This is a genomic window from Streptacidiphilus monticola (assembly GCF_042658505.1).
Classification (GTDB): Bacteria; Actinomycetota; Actinomycetes; order Streptomycetales; family Streptomycetaceae; genus Streptacidiphilus; species Streptacidiphilus monticola.
This window is the reverse complement of sequence record NZ_JBHSQJ010000013.1, coordinates 12,452-30,698: the sequence shown is the minus strand read 5'-3', so window position 1 is coordinate 30,698 and position 18,247 is coordinate 12,452. Positions and strand designations below refer to the sequence as shown.

The window sequence follows — 18,247 nt, the reverse complement described above, 5'->3', positions numbered from 1 at the left end:
CGTGCCATGAACGCCGCGTCCACCCCCGAAGCCGCCTATGACGCCGGGCCGTTCGTGCCCGAGGACGCCGACCTCGCGGGCCTCGCCCGCGCGGCGGCCGACTGCCGCGGCTGCCCCCTGCACGAGGCGGCCACCCGCACCGTCTTCGGCGAGGGCAGCCCGGACGCCCGGGTCGTGCTGATCGGCGAGCAGCCCGGTGACCAGGAGGACCGACAGGGCCACCCCTTCGTCGGCCCGGCCGGGCGCGAACTGAGCCGCGCGCTGGAGGAGGCGGGGATCGACCCGGAGCTGGCCTACATCACCAACGCGGTCAAGCACTTCAAGTTCACGGTCCGCGAGGAGCGAGGCAAGCGCCGGATGCACGAGAGCCCGTCGCTCCGCGAGGTGCGTGCGTGCCGTCCCTGGCTGGACGCGGAACTGTCGTTGCTGGCACCGGACTTGGTGGTCGCCCTGGGCGCCACGGCGGCCCGCGGGCTGCTCGGCAGCGACTTCCGCCTCACCCGCCACCGCGGCGAGCTCCAGCCCGGCAACCCGCCCGTGCTCGCCACCATCCACCCCTCCGCGGTCCTCCGCTCCCCCGACCGCGGCGCCATGCACGCCTCCCTCGTCTCCGACCTCACCGTCGCCGCCCGCACCCTCGCCGGGACGTAGGGCTCCGCGGCACGTAGGCTCCGCCGCCCGCGCGTGCCCACCTGCCTCCGCCCGACGCCGCCCCCGGGGGATCGCCGCCCCCTACTGGGGGGTTCCCCGCTGCCCGCGGCTCCAGCGCCGGGCGGCAACCGGACCCCGCTGCGGCGGACGACTCAACCACGCGCAGGGGCCTTCAGGGCGGCCCGCGGCTCCGCCGCCGGGGCTTTCGCGAACCAGGATCGCGCAGCCCTCCTCGCGCCCTGCGCGGCTCCGCCGCGCAGGCGGCGCGGGGCCGGACAGTGGCCCCGCGCGCCGCGGGGTCGGCCACCGTCGCCGCCTCCGGCGAAGTGCAGGAGCCGTCCCGGCGGACCAACGGGCTTGTACCCCGCCCCGGCGGGCGGCGCGCAGGGCCGTTGCGGCCGCGCAAGGGCGCGACCGTTCTCGCTGTCTCGCGCGGCTCCGCCGCCCGACGGGCGCGGGCCAGGCATCCCCGGCCGGGCCCGCCCATGGGCGGGTGGCGCGCAGGGGTGGCCGACCCCGCGCGGGAGCGCGTCAGTGATTGAGGCTGGAGCCCGGGCGGACGATCATGATGATGGTGACGGCGGCCCACAGCAGGTTGAAGATGCCGGTGTACATGGCCAGCTGCTTCGTCCGCTTCACCACGCCCACGCCTGCGCCCGCACCGCCCTCCGCGGGGGCCGGGTCGGATTCCGCGAGCAGCGCGCCCTGCCGGGGCAGCACCAGCGCGCCCAGCACCACCGCGGCGATGATCGTCAGCACGATGGAGACGACCACCCACGTGTCGCCGGTCACCTTCATCATCCCGGCAACACCCATGCCGAGAACCGGAACCGCCACCGCGGCCAGCGCGTACACCTGGCAGATCCGGTGCAGCAGCCGCAGCTGCGCGCCCGCCTCGGCCGCGCCCGGACCGGGCTCGGCGAGGCGTCGCCGGGCCACCGGCGGGAACATGCTGGCCGCCACGGCGACCGGACCGATGGCCACGATGACGGCCAGGATGTGGAGGACGAGGAAGAGCTTGGTCACCCGCCGAGTCTAAGCAGCGGCGCTCAGTCCTCCGTGCGCAGGGCGTCCTTGGCGCGGTCCACCAGGGAGGCGAACGGCCCCGCGGTCCACTGCTTGGCCGGCGAGCCCGCCGCGCCCGGGTGCGGGTGGGTGGGGGCGACCTTCTCGGCCAGCCGCAGCCGGCTGCCCATCTTCTCCCGCCGGCGCTGGTCGCACGCCTGCAGGATGGCCGGGAACTCCTCGGTCTCCTCGGCCCGGGCGTGCCGGTCCACGTCCCGCTCGAAGGCGGCGATCATCGCGTCGAACTCGGCGCTGTGGACGTCGAGTTCCTCAAGTCGGGCCAGCACGTGGTTGGCCTCGTTCTCCTCGGAGTTGCGCGCGTCCGCCTCACGCCGCCCCGCGGCCTTGGCCGCCTCCGGGCGAAGGATCATCTCCTCGCCGGTCTCGTGCACCGCGAGCAGCGCCCGCAGCTCGTCGAAGGCCTGCTGCTTGTGCTCGCCGGTCGCGCTGCGCACATCCGCGAACAGCTCGCGGATCCGGGCGTGCTGGTCGAGCAGTATCGCGATCACGTCGCCCTCGGGCAGCGTGCCGGCCACGGCGCGTTCCGTCGTCGCTCCAGCCACACCGCACCTCCTCACATGTCGGTTCTCCTGTCGGCTCACCCCTCCCGTTCGGCTCAAACCCGGTTCACCGCCGCTCGCGCGGGCACACGCCCGGCATGGGTACCACCGAACGTGTCAGCGACGATGAACAGCTCGACGCACCGCTCGAGGGCGAGACCTCGCAGCAGAACCTGCACGCGCAGGACGAGGAGAAGGCCGAGGGCGGCCAGCCGCCGGAGGCCGAGGACGTCACCGCCCACGGGCGGCCCGAGACCGACTGATCCGACGCCGTGGACCAACTGCTCCGCCGTCTCGACGAGTTCCAGCAGCGGCACCGGGTGCCGGCCTTCCTGCTGGGCGTGGTGAAGAAGTACGGCGACGACCGTGGCGGCCAACTGGCCGTGCTGCTGGCCTACTACGGCTTCCTCTCACTGCTGCCGCTGATGCTGCTGCTCAGCACCGTGCTGGGCTTCGTGCTCCAGGGCCAGCCGGACGCGCAGCACGCCGTCGTGAACTCGGCTCTGGCGGACTTCCCGATCATCGGCGACCAGCTGCGGCAGAACGTCCACTCGCTCCACGGCAGCGCCCTGGCGGTGATCGTCGGCGGGCTCGGCCTGCTCTACGGCGCCCAGGGCATCGCGCAGGTGCTGCAGTTCACCATGGCGCAGGTCTGGAACGTGCCGCAGGCGCAGCGGCCGGGCTGGTGGGCGCGGCTGGCCCGCGGCCTGCTGCTCTTCGTCGTGCTCGGCCTCGGGCTGGTCGTGAGCACCGGTGCCGCCGCGCTGGTCGGCGGGACGCTCGGCGGACCGGCGGCGCGCGTGGGCGCGGTGGTGCTGTCGCTGGTCGTCAACACCGGCCTCTACCTGATGTGCTTCCGGGTGCTGACGCCGCGCCAGATCCCGTTGCGGGACCTGGTCCCGGGGTGCCTGGTGGCGGGCCCGGCGTGGACGGTGCTGCAGACCTTCGGCGGCCTGCTGGTGGCCCATCAACTGCGCCACGCCACCGCCGTGTACGGCTTCTTCGCCACCGTGATCGGGCTGCTCTCCTGGCTGTACCTGGCGGCGCAGCTGACCGTCTACGCGGCGGAGGCCAACGCCGTCCGGGCCCGCAGGCTGTGGCCGCGGGCGTTGCTCCAGCCGCCGCTGACCCGGGCGGACGAGCAGGTGCTGACCGACCTCGTGCAGCAGGAGCAGCGGCGGCCGGAGCAGGAGATCGACGTCCGCTTCCGCGCCGACGTAGCCGGCGGCGACGGTGCCTCCGCCGGCCCGGATGCCAAGACCGACCTCGTGAAGGAGTCCGAGCAGGACTCCGAGAAGGGAGCCCCCTCATGACCGCCCCTCAGCCCGACCTGTGGGCCTACCGCCAGGACACCGGACGCGACCGGATCACGGATCTGGTCGGCTGGACCGTCGAAGGCGTGGACGGCCGGATCGGCACCGTCCACGAGGCCGTGGACGTCGCCGGGTCCGCCCGCCTGGTGGTGGGCACTGGCCCGTGGATCTTCGGCAAGGAGGTCGTGGTCCCGGCCGGGGCCGTGACGTCCATCGACGCGGACCGCCGGGTGCTGCGGCTGGACCGGCGCCGCCAGGACGTCAAGGGCGCGCCGCAGTACGACCCGGCGCGTGACGGGGACTTCGAGAGCTTCCGTTCCCGCCTGGGCGACTACTACGCGGCCCCGCAGAACGCCAACCGGCTGACACCATGAGCCCTCCCGGCGCGATATGTTGTGTGCAGCAAGCAACAGAACAGCGTCACTCTGGGGGGCACGCCCGTGACCGGATCCCGCACCGACGACCGTTACAAGTGGATAGCCCTGTCCAACACCACGCTCGGCGTGCTGATGGTCATGATCAACCAGTCGATCGTGCTGATCGCGCTGCCGGACGTGTTCCGCGGCATCCACCTCGACCCGCTCGACCCCGGTAACACCAGTTACCTGCTGTGGATGCTGATGGGCTTCATGGTGGTCACCGCCGTGCTGGTGGTGACCTTCGGCCGGCTCGGCGACATGTTCGGCCGGGTACGGATGTACAACATGGGCTTCGCCGTCTTCACGGTCTGCTCGATCCTGCTCTCCGTCACCTGGCTGCACGGCGGCGCGGGCGCGCTGTGGCTGATCGGCTGGCGCATCGCCCAGGGCATCGGCGGAGCGCTGCTGTTCGCCAACTCCACCGCCATCCTCACCGACGCCTTCCCGGCCGAGCAGCGCGGCACCGCATTGGGCATCAACTCCCTTGCGGCGATCGCCGGTTCCTTCATCGGCCTGGTGCTCGGCGGCGTGCTGGCACCGACCAACTGGCGGCTGATCTTCCTGGTGTCGGTGCCCTTCGGCATCTTCGGCACCATCTGGGCCTGGTTCAAGCTGCGCGACACCGGGGTGCGCCGCCGGGCCCGGATGGACTGGTGGGGCAACCTGACCTTCGCCGTCGGCCTGATCTCCGTCCTGGTCGGCATCACCTACGGCATCCAGCCCTACGGGGGCTCCGCCATGGGCTGGGGCAACCCCTGGGTGATCGCCGCCCTCGCCGGCGGCGCGGCCGTGCTGGTCGCCTTCGTACTGATCGAGCGGAGCGTGCCCGAGCCGCTGTTCCGCCTCTCGCTGTTCCGGCTGCGCGCGTTCACCGCGGGCAACATCGCCAGCCTGCTCACCGCGCTGGGCCGCGGCGGTCTGCAGTTCATGCTGATCATCTGGCTGCAGGGCATCTGGCTGCCGCTGCACGGCTACAGCTTCGAGCAGACTCCGCTGTGGGCGGGCATCTACATGATCCCGCTGACGGTCGGCTTCCTGCTGTCGGCGCCGGTCTCCGGCTGGCTCTCCGACCGCTTCGGCGCCCGCGCCTTCACCGTCGGCGGCGCCCTGGTGACCGGCGCGAGCTTCGTCGCGCTGATGGCGCTGCCGACCGACTTCGGCTACCCAGTCTTCGCCGTGCTGCTGCTGGTCAACGGCCTGGGCTCGGGCCTGTTCGCCTCCCCCAACCGGGCCGAGATCATGAACGCGGTCCCGGCCGACGCGCGCGGCGCGGGCGCGGGCATGACGGCGACCTTCCAGAACTCCTCGATGGTGCTGTCCATCGGCATCTTCTTCAGCCTGATGATCGCCGGCCTCTCGCACAGCCTGCCCGGGGCGATGCAGTCGGGGCTGGTGCAGCAGGGCGTGCCCGCGGCGCAGGCGCACCAGATCGCGGCGCTGCCGCCGATCGCGGTGCTCTTCGCGGCCTTCCTCGGCTACAACCCGCTGCAGCAGCTGCTGGGCGCCGACCGGCTGGCCCAACTCCCGGGTGGCGGCAAGGGCCTGACGAACCAGCAGTTCTTCCCGCACCTGATCTCCGGCCCGTTCCACCAGGGCCTGGTGATCGCCTTCTGGTTCGCGGCAGGCGCGTGCGTGGTCGCCGCTGCGGCCTCCGCGCTGACCGGCGGCCGCAGGACCGCCAAGGGCGGCACGGCCGAGTCGCACGGCGCCGACCTGGCCGCGGTGGCCGGCGAGGCCGGCGGATCGGGGCCGAACGAGCTGGTCACTCCCGAGCAGTGACCGGCTGCTGCCCGCGCACCTGAAGGGTCTCCAGCAGCTCCCGGGTGGCCTCGGCGACCGCGTCCACGGCGGCGTCGAAGGCCTCCCGGTTGTGCGCGGCCGGGGCGCGGAAGCCGGAGATCTTCCGGACGTACTGCAGTGCGGCGGCGTGGATGTCGTCCCGGGTGACCTCGGGGGTCATCGGCGGGCGCAGGGTCTTGATGCTTCGGCACATGCCCCCAGTGTGGCGCGGCGCACTGACAGGGGCTCAGGGCCTGTCCGCCGGGTCTTCCCGGACCCGCGTCGTTCCCCGCCCTTCGGGCTGGAGTTGTCCCCACCCTGCGTTGTCGAAACGCCCACGTACGTCCAGTACGAGGGCGCTCCGCCGGCCTGGATCCGGCCGCACCCGGGGGCGCCTCCCGCCCGAAGGGCGGGGAACGACGCGGGCTGATCCGGAAAGCTCCGCCGGCCTGGCCTTAGTCCTCCGGCCGGCCGGACTCCTGTGCCGCCGTCACCAGGAACTCGCCGCCCTCCGGATCGCGCAGCCGCGCGACGATGCCGTAGGGGCTGACCAGCGGACCCTCCAGGACCGTGCCGCCGAGCCGTTCGGCGTGGGCGGAGCACTTCTCCACGTCGCCGACGGTGAAGTAGACGTCCCAGCGGTGGCTGGGCGTGCGGGAGGAGCGCAGCGAGGCCGTGGGCAGGCCGTCCACGCGCAGCAGCACCCGGTTGTGCTCCCAGCGAACCTCGAAGCGCTCCGGGTCGCGGTCGTCCCAGCGGAACACCTCGGCGTAGAACATGGCCGCGGCGAAGGGGTCGGGGGTGCGCAGTTCGACGGTCACCGGCAGTCCGGGGCCCAGGGGCCGGTCGCCGATCCCGGGCCGGCCCTCCCAGACGCCGAAGGGCGTCCCGGTGGGGTCGGCGGCGATCAGGATGCGGCCGGTGGAGACGGTGAGCGGGCCGACGGCGACGGTGCCGCCGCGGTCGTGGATGTCGCGCACCGAGGCCTCGATGTCCTCGATGCCGAAGTAGGTGGTCCAGCTCACCGGCAGGTTCAGCTGTCGGTGGCCGCCGGTGCCGATGCCGGCCACCGGGATCCCGTCCACCTCGGCGCGCATGTAGGGACCCCAGCGTTCCGGGCCGGGGCGGAACGACCAGCCCATCAGCGGGCCGTAGAACTCCAAGGCGGTGTCCAGCTCGTTGGCGTTCAGGCTGATCCAGCTCGGCGCTGCCGGGTAGGCCGAAACGGTGTGCCGGACTGCCATGGTGTCGTCCATCCTTCGGTCGGTCGGGATTCCGCCTGTGCCTCGCCCCTGCCCCGGGAAGACTATGACAAATCTCCGCTCACTCGGACGAACGACCCTCACCGCGCGCGGAGTGCCGGGAGCAGTTCCTCCCCGGCCCAGTCCAGGAACGCGTCCTGGGCGTCCCCGCCGACCTGCACCAGGGCGACCTGGTCGAAGCCGGCCTCGGTGAACGCCCGCACCGCCTCGACCACCGCGCCGGGGTCGTCGCCGCACGGGATGGACTCGGCCACGTCCTCCTCCCGCACGAACGCGCTGGCCGCGTCGAAGGAGGCGGGTCCGGGCAGTTCGGCGTTGACCTTCCAGCCGCCGCCGAACCAGCGGAACTGCTCGTGCGCGCGGGCCACGGCGCGCTTGCGGTCACGATCGAAGCTGACCGGGAGCTGGCCCACGGCCGGCCGGTCGCCGAGCACCAGCTCCGCCTGCGGCTGGACCGCGATCACCAGGTCGGCCAGCTCGCGGGCCAGCGCCAGACTGCTCGGCCCGGACACGGCGATGCCGATGGGCGGCGGGGTGTCCGGCACGTCCCAGAGGCGGGCCGACTCCACCTGGAAGTGGCGGCCGCGGGCGTTGACATAGCCGCCCTTGAACAGCTCCTGGATGATGCCGACCGCCTCGCGCAGCATCTCGTGCCGCACGTCAGCGGGCGGCCAACCTCCGCCCACCACATGCTCGTTGAGGTTCTCCCCGGCGCCGAGCCCGAGCCGGAACCGGCCCTCGGACAGCAGCTGCACGGTCGCCGCCAGCTGGGCGACGACGGCCGGGTGGTAGCGCATGGTCGGGCAGGTCACATAGGTCATCAGCGGGATCCGGGAGGTGGCCTGCGCGGCCGCGCCCAGCACCGGCCAGACGTTGGGCGCGTGGCCCTGCTCCTCCAGCCAGGGGAAGTAGTGGTCGGAGGCCACCGCGAAGTCGAAGCCGGCCTCCTCGGCCCTGACCACGTCGCGCACCAGCTGCCGCGGTCCGGCCTGCTCGGTCATCATGGTGTAGCCGATCTCTGCCATGGCACTGCGGCTTCCCGCACAACCGCAGGTCAAACGGGTCCCATGGCCGGGCTTCCAGGCGCCTGCGGCAGCTGGGGCAGGGCCTCGGGGTGCTCCCGGGCCAGGTAGGCGAGCAGTTCCTCCCGGATCCAGCAGCGCAGGTCGAATGCCTGCCCGGCGTCCCGCGCGGTCATCAGCGCCCGCACCACGATGGTCGTCGGCGTCGTCTCCACCACCTGCAGCGCGCTGCCCAGGCCGTCCCACAGCGGGGTCTCCTTGAGCAGCCGCTCGAACTCCGCGCGCAGCGCCGGAACCGGCGTGCGATGGCTCAGGTGCAGCAGCACGGTCCCGGTGAGCCGGGGATCGTGCCGGGTCCAGTTCTCGAACGGACGGGTCGTCAGATACGAGACGGGCATGACCAGTCGGCGCTGGTCCCAGGTGGCGACGACGACGTAGGTGAGGGTGATCTCCTCGACGGTGCCCCACTCCCCGTCGATCACCACCTGGTCGCCGATCCGCGCCATGTCCGCGAAGGCGACCTGCACCCCGGCGAAGAGGTTGCCGAGCGTGCTCTGCGCGGCGACACCGGCCACGGCAGCCGCGATGCCCGCCGAGGCCAGCAGGCTGGTGCCCACCAGCCGCACCTCACGGAACGTCAGCAGGGCCGCGCCGACCGCCACGACGCAGACCGCCGCGGTCAGGATCCGGCCCAGCAGCGCCGTCTGCGTGCGCACCCGCCGGACCCGGGCCGGGTCGCGCCGGTCGGTGGCGTACTGCTGGAAGGACAGGTCGAGGAAGAGGCGCAGCGCCCGCGACAGCCACCAGGCCGCCGCCGCGAGGAGGGCCAGCACGAGCGCGTGGCGCACCGGCCCTTCCCAGCGCCCCGGGTGTATCCAGGGGATGGCCGCCAGGGCCGCACCCACGACCAGGAGCGACACGGTCGGCCGGAGCAGTTTGCGCAACCAGAGTGTCATCCGGGCCGCCTAGCCGCTGGTCCGGACGCCATGCCGGCGTGCCTGTGAAGATCCGGGGCAGGCGACGCTCATGAGCACACGAAGCGAGCGGGCCGGTACCGCGCTACCCCGGGAGATCCGTACCGACATCCCTGCCCGGCTGGACCGGCTGCCCTGGTCCCGGTGGCACTGGCGGGTCGTGGTGGGCCTGGGAACGGTGTGGATCCTGGACGGCCTTGAGGTCACCATCGTGGGCAACATGGCCTCACGCCTCGCCGAGAAGGGCAGCGGCATCCACATCTCCGCCACCCAGGTGACCACGCTCGCGGCGGCCCTCTACGTCGCCGGCGCCTGCTGCGGAGCGCTGTTCTTCGGCTGGCTGACGGACCGGCTGGGGCGCAAGAAGCTGTTCATGGCGACCCTCGCCCTCTACCTGACGGCCACGGCGGTGACCTCGCTGTCGTGGACCGCGTGGTTCTTCTTCCTGTGCCGGTTCGCCACCGGCCTCGGCATCGGCGGTGAGTACGCGGCCATCAACTCCGCCATCGACGAGCTCATCCCGGCGCGGGTGCGCGGCCGGATCGACATCGTCATCAACGGGTCCTTCTGGATCGGCGCCGCGGTCGGCTCGCTGGCCTCGATCGCCCTGCTGAACACGGCGCTCTTCGCCACGGACGTGGGCTGGCGACTGGCCTTCGGCATCGGGGTGGTGCTCGGCCTGGCCATCCTGCTGGTGCGCCGTCATGTCCCGGAGAGCCCGCGCTGGTTGTTCACCCACGGCCGGGAGGAGGAGGCGGAAGCCATCGTCTCCGACATCGAGCGGACGGTGGAACGGCAGCGCGGCGAGCCGCTGCCGGAACCGGACGAGCCGCCGATCACGGTGCACCCGCGCCGGTCCATCGGCTTCGTCACCATCGCGCGGACCGTGGTGCGCGCCTATACGCGGCGCACGGTCCTCGGCCTGTCGCTCTTCGTCGGCCAGGCCTTCCTCTACAACTCGGTGACCTTCGGCTACGCGGTCATCCTGACCACCTTCTTCAAGGTGCCGGACGGGTCAACCGGCTACTACTTCGTGGTGATCGCCGTCGGCAACTTCCTGGGCCCGTTGCTGCTCGGCCCCCTCTTCGACAGCGTCGGCCGCAAGCCGATGATCTCCGGGACGTACGTGCTCTCCGGAGTGCTGCTGTTCGGCACGGCCTGGCTGTTCCAGCGCGGCGACCTGACCGCGGTCACCATGACCGCCTGCTGGACGGCGGTGCTCTTCTTCGCCTCCGCGGGCGCGAGTTCGGCGTACCTGACGGTCAGTGAGGTCTTCCCGCTGGAGACCCGGGCGCTGTGCATCGCGTTCTTCTACGCCGTCGGCACGGCGCTGGGCGGCATCACCGGGCCGCTGCTCTTCAACGGCCTGGTCAGCAGCGGCAAGCCGGCCGACACCACGCTGGCCTTCTGCATCGGCGCGGCGCTGATGGTGGCGGCGGGGCTGGTCGAGGCGGCGATCGGCGTCCGCGCGGAGCGGCGCAGCCTGGAGAGCCTGGCCCGTCCGCTGACGGCGGTATGACTCCGACCGGCGCAACCGGCCCGGCGTCGGTGCCGGTCGAGCGGGTACAAAGTATTCGAATGGGACATCCATGTGATCCCCACCGCGACCGCACCAGGGAGGTGGAGCCGTGACCGACCAGGAGCCCCTCGTCCCGCCCGGACCCGCCGGCGCAGCCGGACCCGGACCGATCGGCACGCCCGGAGTGCCCGGTACGACCGGTGCGCCCGGCCCCGCCGCACCCACCGGCCCGCAACCGGCGGCGCCGACGACGCCACCGAAGGCGAAGGTGAAACGGACCCGCTTCAGCTCGGCCTGGGTCGGCGCCATCGTCTCGGCGGTACTGCTGGTGCTGCTGCTGATCTTCATCATCCAGAACAGTCAGAAGGTGAAGGTCTCGTACCTGGGCTTCAACGGCCACATCAGCCTGGGCGTGGCCCTGCTGCTCGCCGCGGCGGGCGGGGTGCTGCTGGTGGCCATCCCGGGCAGCGCCCGGATCTACCAACTCCGCCGGACCGCGCGCCGGATGGCGCAGGATGGGAAGCGTGCCCGAAGGTGACTCCCTGTTCAAGCTGGCCGCCGAGCTCCGACCCGCGCTGGCCGGAGCCCGGCTCACCCGCGCGGAGCTGCGGGTGCCCGCCCTGGCCACGGCCGATCTGACCGGACGGACCGTCACCGAGGTGCTGCCGCGCGGCAAGCACCTGCTGATGCGCCTGGACGACGGCTGGACGCTCCACAGCCACCAGAAGATGGACGGCCGCTGGCGGTTGTTCCGCCACGGCGAACCGTGGCGCGGCGGCGCGGCCCACCAGATCCGCGCGGTCCTCGGCACCGCGAGCCACACGGCGGTGGGCTACCGCCTGCCAGTGCTCAACCTGGTGCGCACGGACGAGGAGTCCACCCTCGTCGGCCACCTGGGTCCGGACCTGCTCGACCCCGCCTGGGGCCCCGAGCACGCCGAGGAGGCCGTCCGGCGCCTCGCGGCCGAGCCCGAACGCCCCATCGGGGACGCCTTGTTGGACCAGCGGAACCTGGCCGGCATCGGCAACGTCTACCGCGTCGAGCTGTGCTTCCTGCGCGGGATGGCGCCGTGGCGCCCGGTCGGCGACGCCCCGGACCTGCGGCGGACCGTGGACCTGGCGCACCGCCTGCTCTTCGCCAACCGGCTGCGCCACGGGCACGTCACCACCGGGGATCTGCGGCCCGGCCGCCGCAACTGGGTCTACGGCCGCGCCCACCAACCCTGCCTGCGCTGCGGCACCCTGATCCGCCGTCAAGCCCCCACGGACGGCGGCGACGACCGCGTCACCTACTGGTGCCCCCACTGCCAGCCCGAGTAGCCCCGTAGGGGCGCGAGGATCCCCCACCCTGAGGATCCCCCACCCTTTCGGGCGGGAGGTGCCCCCTGCGCGAGCAACCCGCCACCCAGGGAGGTCCGCCCCGCTCCATGGGGTCGGACCTCCTGGGTGGCGGGTTGCTCGCGCCGTTCCTCGCGCCCCTGGCGGCTGCGCCGCCTCGGGGCGCAGGCGGGGGCTACTCGGCGTCCAGGCCGGCGCGGAGCTTGGCCAGGGAGCGGGCCAGCAGTCGGCTGACGTGCATCTGCGACAGCCCCAGCCGCTCCCCTATCTCGCTCTGGGTCAGGTCCGAGCAGAAGCGCAGCGAAAGAATCAGCCGGTCCCGGTCCGGCAGTGCCGCGATCAGCGGCTTCAGCGCGTGCAGGTTCTCCACCTTGTCGAACTCCGGGTCCGGCGCCCCGATCCGGTCCGCGAGGGGGTTCTCGCCGCCCTCGTCGCTGTCGCCGAGGTCCAGCGAGCCGGCCGTGTAGCCGTTGCTCGCCGTCAGCCCCTCGATGACCTCCTCCTCGGGGATCCTGAGCGCCTCCGAGAGTTCGGCGACCGTCGGCTCGCGCCCGAGCGTCTGCTCCAGCTCCTCCCGGCTGCGGGCCAGCAGCAGGCGCAGCTCCTGCAGTCGCCGGGGCACGTGCACCGCCCAGGTCGTGTCGCGGAAGAAGCGGCGGATCTCCCCAACGATCGTGGGCACCGCGAAGGTGGTGAACTCGACGCCCCGCTCCGGCTCGAACCGGTCGATCGCCTTGATCAGGCCCACGGTCCCCACCTGCACGATGTCCTCCATCGGCTCCGAGGAGCCGCGGAAGCGGCCGGCGACGAAGGAGACGAGCGACATGTTCAGCTCGATCAGGGTCGAGCGCACGTAGGAGTACTCCGCGCTGCCCTCCTCCACCTCGCGCAGCCGCGCGAACAGGCTGACGGAGAGCTGCTTGGCGTCCGCCGGCGCCACCTGCCGCGGCGCCTCGGGGGCTGGGTCAGGAAGCGTCGTCGCCTGGGTCTGCTGGAGAGCCGCAGCCATGACATTCCTTTCTTCGCCGTACTCGGAACTGTCCTTCCTACCCCGCGTACCCGCTGATTCCGGGGGCATGCACCCCGATTCGGGGGTTACACGCTCCGTCGGGGGTTGTCACGCATCGAACACATGGGGAGGCCTCATCCGATGACCGACGTGTCCCGACTGCCCGGACCCTTCGTCGACGAGTGGAGCTGGCAGCAGCAGGCCAGGTGCCGAGACGTCGATCCCGCTCTCTTCTTCCACCCGGCCGGCGAGCGCGGTCCCGCCCACGACCACCGCGACGCCGTGGCCAAGCGCGTCTGCGCCGGCTGCCCGGTGCGGGAGCCCTGCGCGGAGTACGCCCTGCGCACCCGCGAGCCCTACGGCGTCTGGGGTGGGCTCACCGAGCACGAACGCCGCGCCGTCCTGGCCCGCCGACGTGCACTGCACCGGCGTCAGCGCGCCGCCTGAGCGGCTGGCGGCCGGGGCGGCCGCCGGGGGAATAGCCGCCGTCGGTACCCTGTTGAGGCGGATAGTTGAAGCGTCAACAAGATGAGAGGCGGCGCAGCACGATGACGACGAGCCCCAGCACGGAGACCCGCACCACGGACGCGAGCGGCATGCAGTTCGGCATCTTCTCCGTGGGCGACGTCACGCAGGACCCGACGACCGGGACCACCGTCTCCGAGCACGAGCGGATCAAGGCGATGGTCACCATCGCCCGCCACGCCGAGCAGGCCGGCCTCGACGTCTTCGCCACCGGCGAGCACCACAACCCGCCGTTCGTGCCGTCCTCACCGACCACGATGCTGGGCTGGATCGCCGCCAAGACCGAGCACCTGATCCTGTCCACCTCCACCACGCTGATCACCACCAACGACCCGGTGAAGATCGCCGAGGACTACGCGATGCTGCAGCACCTGGCCGAAGGCCGGGTGGACCTGATGATGGGCCGCGGCAACACCGGCCCGGTCTACCCGTGGTTCGGCCAGGACATCCGCAACGGCATCGCGCTGGCGATCGAGAACTACGCGCTGCTGCGCCGCCTCTGGGACGAGGAGGTCGTCGACTGGGAGGGCCGCTTCCGCACCCCGCTGCAGTCCTTCACCTCGACCCCGCGCCCGCTGGACGGCGTCGCGCCGTTCGTCTGGCACGGCTCCATCCGCTCCCCGGAGATCGCGGAGCAGGCCGCCTACTACGGTGACGGCTTCTTCCACAACCACATCTTCTGGCCCAAGGAGCACACCCAGCGCATGGTGGCCCTGTACCGCAAGCGCTTCGCCCACTACGGCCACGGCAGCGAGCAGCAGGCCATCGTGGGCCTAGGCGGCCAGGTGTTCATGCGGAGGAGCTCGCAGGACGCGGTCCGCGAGTTCCGTCCGTACTTCGACAACGCGCCGGTGTACGGGCACGGCCCCTCGCTCGAGGAGTTCACCCGGGAGACCCCGCTGACCGTCGGCTCGCCGCAGCAGGTGATCGAGCGGACGCTCTCCTTCCGCGACTACGTCGGCGACTACCAGCGCCAGCTGTTTCTGGTGGACCACGCCGGCCTGCCGTTGAAGACCGTGCTGGAGCAGATCGACCTGCTCGGCGAGGAGGTCGTCCCGGTGCTGCGCAAGGAGTTCGCGATCGGCCGCCCGGCGGACGTCCCCGCCGCCCCGACCCACGCGAGCCGTGTCGCCGGCAAGGCTGCCAACCCCGCCAACACCGACAACGCTGCCTCCGCGCAGCACGCCTGACAGGAGGTCAGCTGATGAACCCGCTGCGACTCGTCGTCGTCACGGCCGGGCTGAGCCAGCCCTCCTCGACCCGTCTGCTCGCGGACCGCCTGGCCGAGGCCACCCGCCACGAACTGGCCGGCCACGGCCGGGAGGTCGAGCTGCACGTGGTCGAGCTGCGCGACCTGGCCGTGGACATCGCCCACAACCTGCTCACCGGCTTCCCGGCGGGCAAGCTGCGGGAGGCCGTGGACCTGGTCACGGACGCGGACGGCCTCATCGCCGTGACGCCGATCTTCTCGGCCTCGTACAGCGGCCTGTTCAAGTCCTTCTTCGACGTCCTGGACCAGCAGGCGCTGAACGGCAAGCCCGTCCTCGCCGCGGCGACCGGCGGCACGGCCCGCCACTCGCTGGCCCTGGAGCACGCGCTGCGGCCGCTCTTCGCCTACCTGCACGCGGTGGTCGTGCCTACGGCGGTCTTCGCTGCCTCGGAGGACTGGGGCTCGGGCGCCACCGTCGGCAGCGAGGAACTCGCCCACCGCATCGACCGCGCGGCGGCAGAGCTCGCCACGCTCCTCGCTCCGCGCCCGGGCACCGAGCCCAGCGGGCAGCAGGACGCGGAGGCCGAACTCATCCCCTTCGCCCAGCAGTTGGCCGCCCTCCAACCCCGCTGACCGCCCACGGGCCCGCCGCCCCGGTCGCCCGCACCCACCTTGCGCCCGACCGGGGCGGCCTCGTCCGTCCGGCAGTCCCCGTGGTGCGCCACCCAGCCCCCCGTAACCGCTCCCCGACGCGCGGCCCTGCGGGAAGCCCGGGGTCAACGTTCCTGAGCCAGGGGCCTTGGACGGTGGGCCCAGCACAGGGACTACTTGGGTGGGAGGGTCGCTGCGTAGGCCGTGCCCGTGGTGATCCAGTCCGTCAGGGCCGCGTCCTCCGTCAGGGCCTCGGCGGGGACCTCGAGCCAGCCCTTCATCGTGCGGCCGCCCATCAGGGCCAGGTGGGCGCCCGGGCGGGCGGCCAGCAGGGCGTCCGTGGCGTCCGGGTCCGCGCGGACCAGGAGGGCGTCGGCGCGGACGGCGACAGCCATGTTGCCGCGGAGCAGGAACGCCAGGCCGCCGAACATCCGTTTCTCGTCGATCTCCGGGTGGTCGGCCAGTGCCGCCCGGACCCGGTCCGCCAGCGCCTCGTCGTATGCCATGGCGTCAGGATCCCGCGACCCACGCCGCCCCGCGCGGTTTCGCGGTTTCGCATGCCCGCGCGGGGAGAGGCGCGCTCCATGAGCCATCACCATCACCACGACGACAGCCTTCCGCTTCCCGACTACGACCACCTCGCCGTCGGCGAGCTCGAACACCGGATCCGCGCGCTGGACGCCCACGCCCTGCAGGACCTGGTGGTCCACGAGCGCGGCCACGGCAACCGGGCCGCCGTCCTGCAGCTCCTCGGGGCCCGGCTGCACCAGCTCGGCAGCGGGGCGCAGCCCACCGCCGGGAGCTCCGCACCCGTCGGGCACAGCGACACCCCGCACGGGTCCCGGGTCTCCCCCGCGACCTCGCCGGAACCCCGGCACGCTCCGCCGCACGGCAACCCGGCGCAGGCCGGGCGCCCGAAGGCCAACCGCGGCTGAACCGGCATCGTTGGGTCAGGCGGCCACTTGCCTCTGAGGCAAGAAACTTGCCTCCTGGATCCCCCCGGTGTGCACTGGGCCCATGGACGACGCCACCGCACCACTCCGCGCGGCCGAGACCGGGGCCCTCGACGAGGACGCGCTCGCCGCGGACCTCGCGGCTCTCGGCACGCGCCTGCGCGAGCGCCGTCTCCGCAGCGGTCTGACGCTGGAGGCCGCCGCGGCGCGGGTCGGGCTGTCGCCCGCCCATCTGTCCCGGCTCGAGACGTCCAAGCGGCAGCCGTCGCTGCCCGTCCTGCTCGGGCTGTCCCGGGCCTACGGCGTCCCGATGGAGAGCCTGCTCGGCGAGGGCCGGGCCGAGGCCTCCGCGATCATCCGCGGTGGCGCCCCGGAACCCGCCCCGGCCGGCGGCTGGACCTACCGCCCCGCCGGTGCCCCCGGCCGCGCACTCCAGGCGCTGCGCATCCACGTCCCGCCCAGGGTCCAGGACGCGGTGGTCCGGGTGCACCCGGGCGAGGAGTGGCTCTATGTCCTGTCCGGGACGCTGGAGTTGACCCTCGACCGGGAGCAGCACCTGCTCGGCCCGGGCGACGCCGCGCACTTCGACTCGATGCGTCCGCACCGCCTGGTCGCCCCGCACCGGGGCGGCGTCGACCTGCTCTTCGTCCACTCACTGCTGCAGAGCCCGCACGCCGAACTCTGCCTTCCCTGAAGGGATCCGATCCGCCATGGCCTCCGTGTTCCGCACCGGCGCCGAGGACGGCAGCAACCGCACCGCCCGCCGCGTCAACGTCCGCGTCTTCGTCTACGTCATCGGTCTGCACGTCTTCGCGGCGTTCATCATGCTGCTCTTCTTCCTCGGCGGCCGGAACGGCTGACCGCCGTCACGGCAGGAGCACCACCCGGCCGAGGTTCGCGCGGGCGGCGACCAGCGCCAGCGCGCGGTCCAGTTCGGCGAAGCCGAACTCGGCGGTCACCGGCCGGAGTCGGCCGTCCGCCAGGAACCGCCACAGCTCCTCGCGGTAGGCGCCCAGCAGCTCCGGGCGCTCCCGGCTGAGCAGCCCGACCGAGAAGCCCGTCACCGTCTTCAGCCCGCCCAGCAGGCTTCCCGCGTCGACGCTGCCGCCTCCTGCGCTGAACGCGACCAGCCGTCCGTGGGGTGCGAGGAGGTCCACGCCGCGTTGCACCAGGTCGTCGCCGACACCGCCCAGGACGAGATCCACCGGAGCGCCCCAGTCCTCGTCGGGGTAGCGGACGACCGCGTCGGCGCCCAGGCCGCGCAGCAGTTCGGCCTTCTCCGCCGCGGCCGTCGGGCCGACCGCGGCGACGACCCGCTCCGCGCCCGCCGCCCTGGCCAGCTGCACGGCCAGGTGGCCGACCCCGCTCGCCGCACCGGTCACCAGCACCGATCGGCCAGTCGTCAACTCCCCCGCACGCAGCGCCCCGAGAGCCACCAGGCCACCGCGCACCAGCGCCAGCGCGGCAGCCGCCGGGACGTCCTCGGGCACCGGGGAGACGAGCGCGGGCAGCGCGAGCACGGACTCCGCGTAGAGGCCGTCGAAGACGACGCCGCCGACGCGGTCCCCGACGCCGTAGCCCGTGACGCCCTCGCCCACCGCCGTCACGGCGCCGACCATCTCGCCGCCGGGAGAAACCGGCGCGGACCTGGTGTCACGCTGGGCCCGCAGCATCCGCAGCAGGCCGAGCCCCACGCCGAGGGCCTCCGTGCGGACCAGCAACTGCCCTGGCCCAGGGGTGGGTTCGGCCGCCTCCTGGACAGTGCTGGTGAGTGCGTCGGCCTCGGAGAGGCGGAACTGTCCGATCGTGCGCATGCGCCCCCCGCAATCCTCTCGCCCTGGCCGGGCCCGGTTCTGACGAACGACCTTGATCATAATCAGCGGAGCGGGGCCTCCCCCGCCAGCCGGTGCTGGCCTCTCGGCCATGCCTCGGCGGCACGCTTGTCGAACAGGCCGGTCCCGCTTCCGACTTCACGGCCGCCGCCTGGACCTGTGCGCT

At 72.8% G+C, this 18,247-nt stretch carries 23 protein-coding genes; 14 read left to right on the top strand and 9 right to left on the bottom strand.

What is annotated here, in order from left to right; translation table 11 throughout:
• Window positions 1-6: 6 nt before the first annotated feature.
• Complete coding sequence (locus ACFP3V_RS04630) at window positions 7-651, top strand: UdgX family uracil-DNA binding protein (protein ID WP_380579980.1); 645 nt, start codon at window positions 7-9, stop codon at window positions 649-651.
• A 531-nt stretch (window positions 652-1,182) separates the two neighbouring features.
• On the opposite strand, the gene ACFP3V_RS04625 is transcribed toward ACFP3V_RS04630, so the two are convergent.
• Together ACFP3V_RS04625 and ACFP3V_RS04620 are read right to left on the bottom strand one after the other, a co-directional pair.
• Window positions 1,183-1,677, bottom strand: coding sequence for a hypothetical protein (locus ACFP3V_RS04625; RefSeq protein WP_380579978.1), 495 nt, complete (start codon window positions 1,675-1,677; stop codon window positions 1,183-1,185).
• A gap of 23 nt (window positions 1,678-1,700) precedes the next feature.
• Entirely contained in the window at window positions 1,701-2,279 is a 579-nt protein-coding gene (locus tag ACFP3V_RS04620) for a hemerythrin domain-containing protein (RefSeq protein WP_380579977.1), read from the bottom strand.
• Between the two features lie 95 nt (window positions 2,280-2,374).
• Between ACFP3V_RS04620 and ACFP3V_RS04615 the strand changes: the two genes are divergently transcribed.
• From ACFP3V_RS04615 to ACFP3V_RS04600, 4 genes are all read left to right on the top strand, one after another.
• Window positions 2,375-2,539 carry a hypothetical protein gene (locus ACFP3V_RS04615; RefSeq protein ID WP_380579975.1) on the top strand — a complete coding sequence of 55 codons (165 nt, stop codon included), beginning with the start codon at window positions 2,375-2,377 and terminating at the stop codon, window positions 2,537-2,539.
• A gap of 9 nt (window positions 2,540-2,548) precedes the next feature.
• A complete protein-coding gene (locus ACFP3V_RS04610) occupies window positions 2,549-3,589 on the top strand; it encodes a YihY/virulence factor BrkB family protein (protein WP_380579973.1) in 1,041 nt (346 codons plus the stop codon).
• Complete coding sequence (locus tag ACFP3V_RS04605; RefSeq protein WP_380579971.1) at window positions 3,586-3,963, top strand: PRC-barrel domain-containing protein; 378 nt, start codon at window positions 3,586-3,588, stop codon at window positions 3,961-3,963. The genes ACFP3V_RS04610 and ACFP3V_RS04605 overlap by 4 nt, the downstream gene beginning before the upstream one ends.
• Window positions 3,964-4,098: 135 nt before the next feature.
• On the top strand, window positions 4,099-5,787 hold the full coding sequence (locus tag ACFP3V_RS04600; protein WP_380580103.1) for an MFS transporter: 1,689 nt from the start codon (window positions 4,099-4,101) through the stop codon (window positions 5,785-5,787).
• On the opposite strand, the gene ACFP3V_RS04595 is transcribed toward ACFP3V_RS04600, so the two are convergent.
• From ACFP3V_RS04595 to ACFP3V_RS04580, 4 genes are all read right to left on the bottom strand, one after another.
• On the bottom strand, window positions 5,771-6,001 hold the full coding sequence (locus tag ACFP3V_RS04595) for a DUF2277 family protein (protein ID WP_380579969.1): 231 nt from the start codon (window positions 5,999-6,001) through the stop codon (window positions 5,771-5,773). The two genes, ACFP3V_RS04600 and ACFP3V_RS04595, sit on opposite strands and share 17 nt — an antisense overlap.
• Window positions 6,002-6,242: 241 nt before the next feature.
• Window positions 6,243-7,031 (bottom strand): VOC family protein, encoded by a 789-nt coding sequence (locus ACFP3V_RS04590; RefSeq protein ID WP_380579967.1) that lies wholly within the window; start codon window positions 7,029-7,031, stop codon window positions 6,243-6,245.
• 98 nt (window positions 7,032-7,129) lie between these two features.
• The gene (locus tag ACFP3V_RS04585; protein WP_380579965.1) at window positions 7,130-8,074 is read right to left on the bottom strand and encodes a TIGR03557 family F420-dependent LLM class oxidoreductase; all 945 of its coding nucleotides are present in this window, start codon (window positions 8,072-8,074) and stop codon (window positions 7,130-7,132) included.
• A gap of 29 nt (window positions 8,075-8,103) precedes the next feature.
• On the bottom strand, window positions 8,104-9,027 hold the full coding sequence (locus ACFP3V_RS04580; protein WP_380579963.1) for a mechanosensitive ion channel family protein: 924 nt from the start codon (window positions 9,025-9,027) through the stop codon (window positions 8,104-8,106).
• Window positions 9,028-9,097: 70 nt separating this feature from the next.
• Here ACFP3V_RS04580 and ACFP3V_RS04575 point away from each other — a divergent pair, with 70 nt between their 5' ends.
• The 3 genes from ACFP3V_RS04575 (at window position 9,098) to ACFP3V_RS04565 (ending at window position 11,883) form a co-directional block, all read left to right on the top strand.
• On the top strand, window positions 9,098-10,564 hold the full coding sequence (locus ACFP3V_RS04575; protein WP_380579961.1) for an MFS transporter: 1,467 nt from the start codon (window positions 9,098-9,100) through the stop codon (window positions 10,562-10,564).
• A gap of 268 nt (window positions 10,565-10,832) precedes the next feature.
• The gene (locus ACFP3V_RS04570; protein WP_380579957.1) at window positions 10,833-11,102 is read left to right on the top strand and encodes a lipopolysaccharide assembly protein LapA domain-containing protein; all 270 of its coding nucleotides are present in this window, start codon (window positions 10,833-10,835) and stop codon (window positions 11,100-11,102) included.
• Window positions 11,089-11,883 (top strand): Fpg/Nei family DNA glycosylase, encoded by a 795-nt coding sequence (locus ACFP3V_RS04565; RefSeq protein WP_380579955.1) that lies wholly within the window; start codon window positions 11,089-11,091, stop codon window positions 11,881-11,883. The genes ACFP3V_RS04570 and ACFP3V_RS04565 overlap by 14 nt, the downstream gene beginning before the upstream one ends.
• 193 nt (window positions 11,884-12,076) lie before the next feature.
• Here ACFP3V_RS04565 and ACFP3V_RS04560 read toward each other — a convergent pair whose 3' ends face one another.
• Entirely contained in the window at window positions 12,077-12,979 is a 903-nt protein-coding gene (locus ACFP3V_RS04560; RefSeq protein ID WP_380579953.1) for a SigB/SigF/SigG family RNA polymerase sigma factor, read from the bottom strand.
• A 72-nt stretch (window positions 12,980-13,051) separates the two neighbouring features.
• Between ACFP3V_RS04560 and ACFP3V_RS04555 the strand changes: the two genes are divergently transcribed.
• The 3 genes from ACFP3V_RS04555 to ACFP3V_RS04545 all read left to right on the top strand — a co-directional run bounded on the left by ACFP3V_RS04555 (window position 13,052) and on the right by ACFP3V_RS04545 (window position 15,278).
• Complete coding sequence (locus ACFP3V_RS04555; RefSeq protein ID WP_380579951.1) at window positions 13,052-13,357, top strand: WhiB family transcriptional regulator; 306 nt, start codon at window positions 13,052-13,054, stop codon at window positions 13,355-13,357.
• 149 nt (window positions 13,358-13,506) lie between these two features.
• Window positions 13,507-14,625 (top strand): LLM class flavin-dependent oxidoreductase, encoded by a 1,119-nt coding sequence (locus tag ACFP3V_RS04550; RefSeq protein ID WP_380580101.1) that lies wholly within the window; start codon window positions 13,507-13,509, stop codon window positions 14,623-14,625.
• Between the two features lie 14 nt (window positions 14,626-14,639).
• Entirely contained in the window at window positions 14,640-15,278 is a 639-nt protein-coding gene (locus ACFP3V_RS04545) for an FMN reductase (protein WP_380579949.1), read from the top strand.
• A gap of 191 nt (window positions 15,279-15,469) precedes the next feature.
• On the opposite strand, the gene ACFP3V_RS04540 is transcribed toward ACFP3V_RS04545, so the two are convergent.
• Window positions 15,470-15,802, bottom strand: coding sequence for a TfoX/Sxy family protein (locus ACFP3V_RS04540; protein ID WP_380579947.1), 333 nt, complete (start codon window positions 15,800-15,802; stop codon window positions 15,470-15,472).
• Window positions 15,803-15,880: 78 nt separating this feature from the next.
• Here ACFP3V_RS04540 and ACFP3V_RS04535 point away from each other — a divergent pair, with 78 nt between their 5' ends.
• The 3 genes from ACFP3V_RS04535 (at window position 15,881) to ACFP3V_RS04525 (ending at window position 17,109) form a co-directional block, all read left to right on the top strand.
• The gene (locus ACFP3V_RS04535; protein WP_380579945.1) at window positions 15,881-16,231 is read left to right on the top strand and encodes a DUF8129 domain-containing protein; all 351 of its coding nucleotides are present in this window, start codon (window positions 15,881-15,883) and stop codon (window positions 16,229-16,231) included.
• A gap of 82 nt (window positions 16,232-16,313) precedes the next feature.
• A complete protein-coding gene (locus tag ACFP3V_RS04530; RefSeq protein WP_380579943.1) occupies window positions 16,314-16,943 on the top strand; it encodes a helix-turn-helix domain-containing protein in 630 nt (209 codons plus the stop codon).
• Between the two features lie 16 nt (window positions 16,944-16,959).
• A complete protein-coding gene (locus ACFP3V_RS04525; RefSeq protein WP_380579941.1) occupies window positions 16,960-17,109 on the top strand; it encodes a DUF6126 family protein in 150 nt (49 codons plus the stop codon).
• 6 nt (window positions 17,110-17,115) lie between these two features.
• Here ACFP3V_RS04525 and ACFP3V_RS04520 read toward each other — a convergent pair whose 3' ends face one another.
• The gene (locus ACFP3V_RS04520) at window positions 17,116-18,063 is read right to left on the bottom strand and encodes a quinone oxidoreductase family protein (RefSeq protein ID WP_380579939.1); all 948 of its coding nucleotides are present in this window, start codon (window positions 18,061-18,063) and stop codon (window positions 17,116-17,118) included.
• Window positions 18,064-18,247 lie beyond the last annotated feature (184 nt).

What these genes read in the sequence shown, in the direction of transcription:
- ACFP3V_RS04630 (WP_380579980.1), top strand. Translation starts at nt 7, where the DNA reads ATGAACGCCGCGTCCACCCCCGAAGCCGCCTATGACGCCGGGCCGTTC.
- ACFP3V_RS04615 (WP_380579975.1), top strand. Translation starts at nt 2,375, where the DNA reads ATGGGTACCACCGAACGTGTCAGCGACGATGAACAGCTCGACGCACCG.
- ACFP3V_RS04605 (WP_380579971.1), top strand. Translation starts at nt 3,586, where the DNA reads ATGACCGCCCCTCAGCCCGACCTGTGGGCCTACCGCCAGGACACCGGA.
- ACFP3V_RS04600 (WP_380580103.1), top strand. Translation starts at nt 4,099, where the DNA reads ATGGTCATGATCAACCAGTCGATCGTGCTGATCGCGCTGCCGGACGTG.
- ACFP3V_RS04595 (WP_380579969.1), bottom strand. Translation starts at nt 6,001, where the DNA reads ATGTGCCGAAGCATCAAGACCCTGCGCCCGCCGATGACCCCCGAGGTC.
- ACFP3V_RS04590 (WP_380579967.1), bottom strand. Translation starts at nt 7,031, where the DNA reads ATGGCAGTCCGGCACACCGTTTCGGCCTACCCGGCAGCGCCGAGCTGG.
- ACFP3V_RS04585 (WP_380579965.1), bottom strand. Translation starts at nt 8,074, where the DNA reads ATGGCAGAGATCGGCTACACCATGATGACCGAGCAGGCCGGACCGCGG.
- ACFP3V_RS04580 (WP_380579963.1), bottom strand. Translation starts at nt 9,027, where the DNA reads ATGACACTCTGGTTGCGCAAACTGCTCCGGCCGACCGTGTCGCTCCTG.
- ACFP3V_RS04575 (WP_380579961.1), top strand. Translation starts at nt 9,098, where the DNA reads ATGAGCACACGAAGCGAGCGGGCCGGTACCGCGCTACCCCGGGAGATC.
- ACFP3V_RS04560 (WP_380579953.1), bottom strand. Translation starts at nt 12,979, where the DNA reads ATGCCCCCGGAATCAGCGGGTACGCGGGGTAGGAAGGACAGTTCCGAG.
- ACFP3V_RS04555 (WP_380579951.1), top strand. Translation starts at nt 13,052, where the DNA reads ATGACCGACGTGTCCCGACTGCCCGGACCCTTCGTCGACGAGTGGAGC.
- ACFP3V_RS04550 (WP_380580101.1), top strand. Translation starts at nt 13,507, where the DNA reads ATGCAGTTCGGCATCTTCTCCGTGGGCGACGTCACGCAGGACCCGACG.
- ACFP3V_RS04545 (WP_380579949.1), top strand. Translation starts at nt 14,640, where the DNA reads ATGAACCCGCTGCGACTCGTCGTCGTCACGGCCGGGCTGAGCCAGCCC.
- ACFP3V_RS04540 (WP_380579947.1), bottom strand. Translation starts at nt 15,802, where the DNA reads ATGGCATACGACGAGGCGCTGGCGGACCGGGTCCGGGCGGCACTGGCC.
- ACFP3V_RS04535 (WP_380579945.1), top strand. Translation starts at nt 15,881, where the DNA reads ATGAGCCATCACCATCACCACGACGACAGCCTTCCGCTTCCCGACTAC.
- ACFP3V_RS04530 (WP_380579943.1), top strand. Translation starts at nt 16,314, where the DNA reads ATGGACGACGCCACCGCACCACTCCGCGCGGCCGAGACCGGGGCCCTC.
- ACFP3V_RS04525 (WP_380579941.1), top strand. Translation starts at nt 16,960, where the DNA reads ATGGCCTCCGTGTTCCGCACCGGCGCCGAGGACGGCAGCAACCGCACC.
- ACFP3V_RS04520 (WP_380579939.1), bottom strand. Translation starts at nt 18,063, where the DNA reads ATGCGCACGATCGGACAGTTCCGCCTCTCCGAGGCCGACGCACTCACC.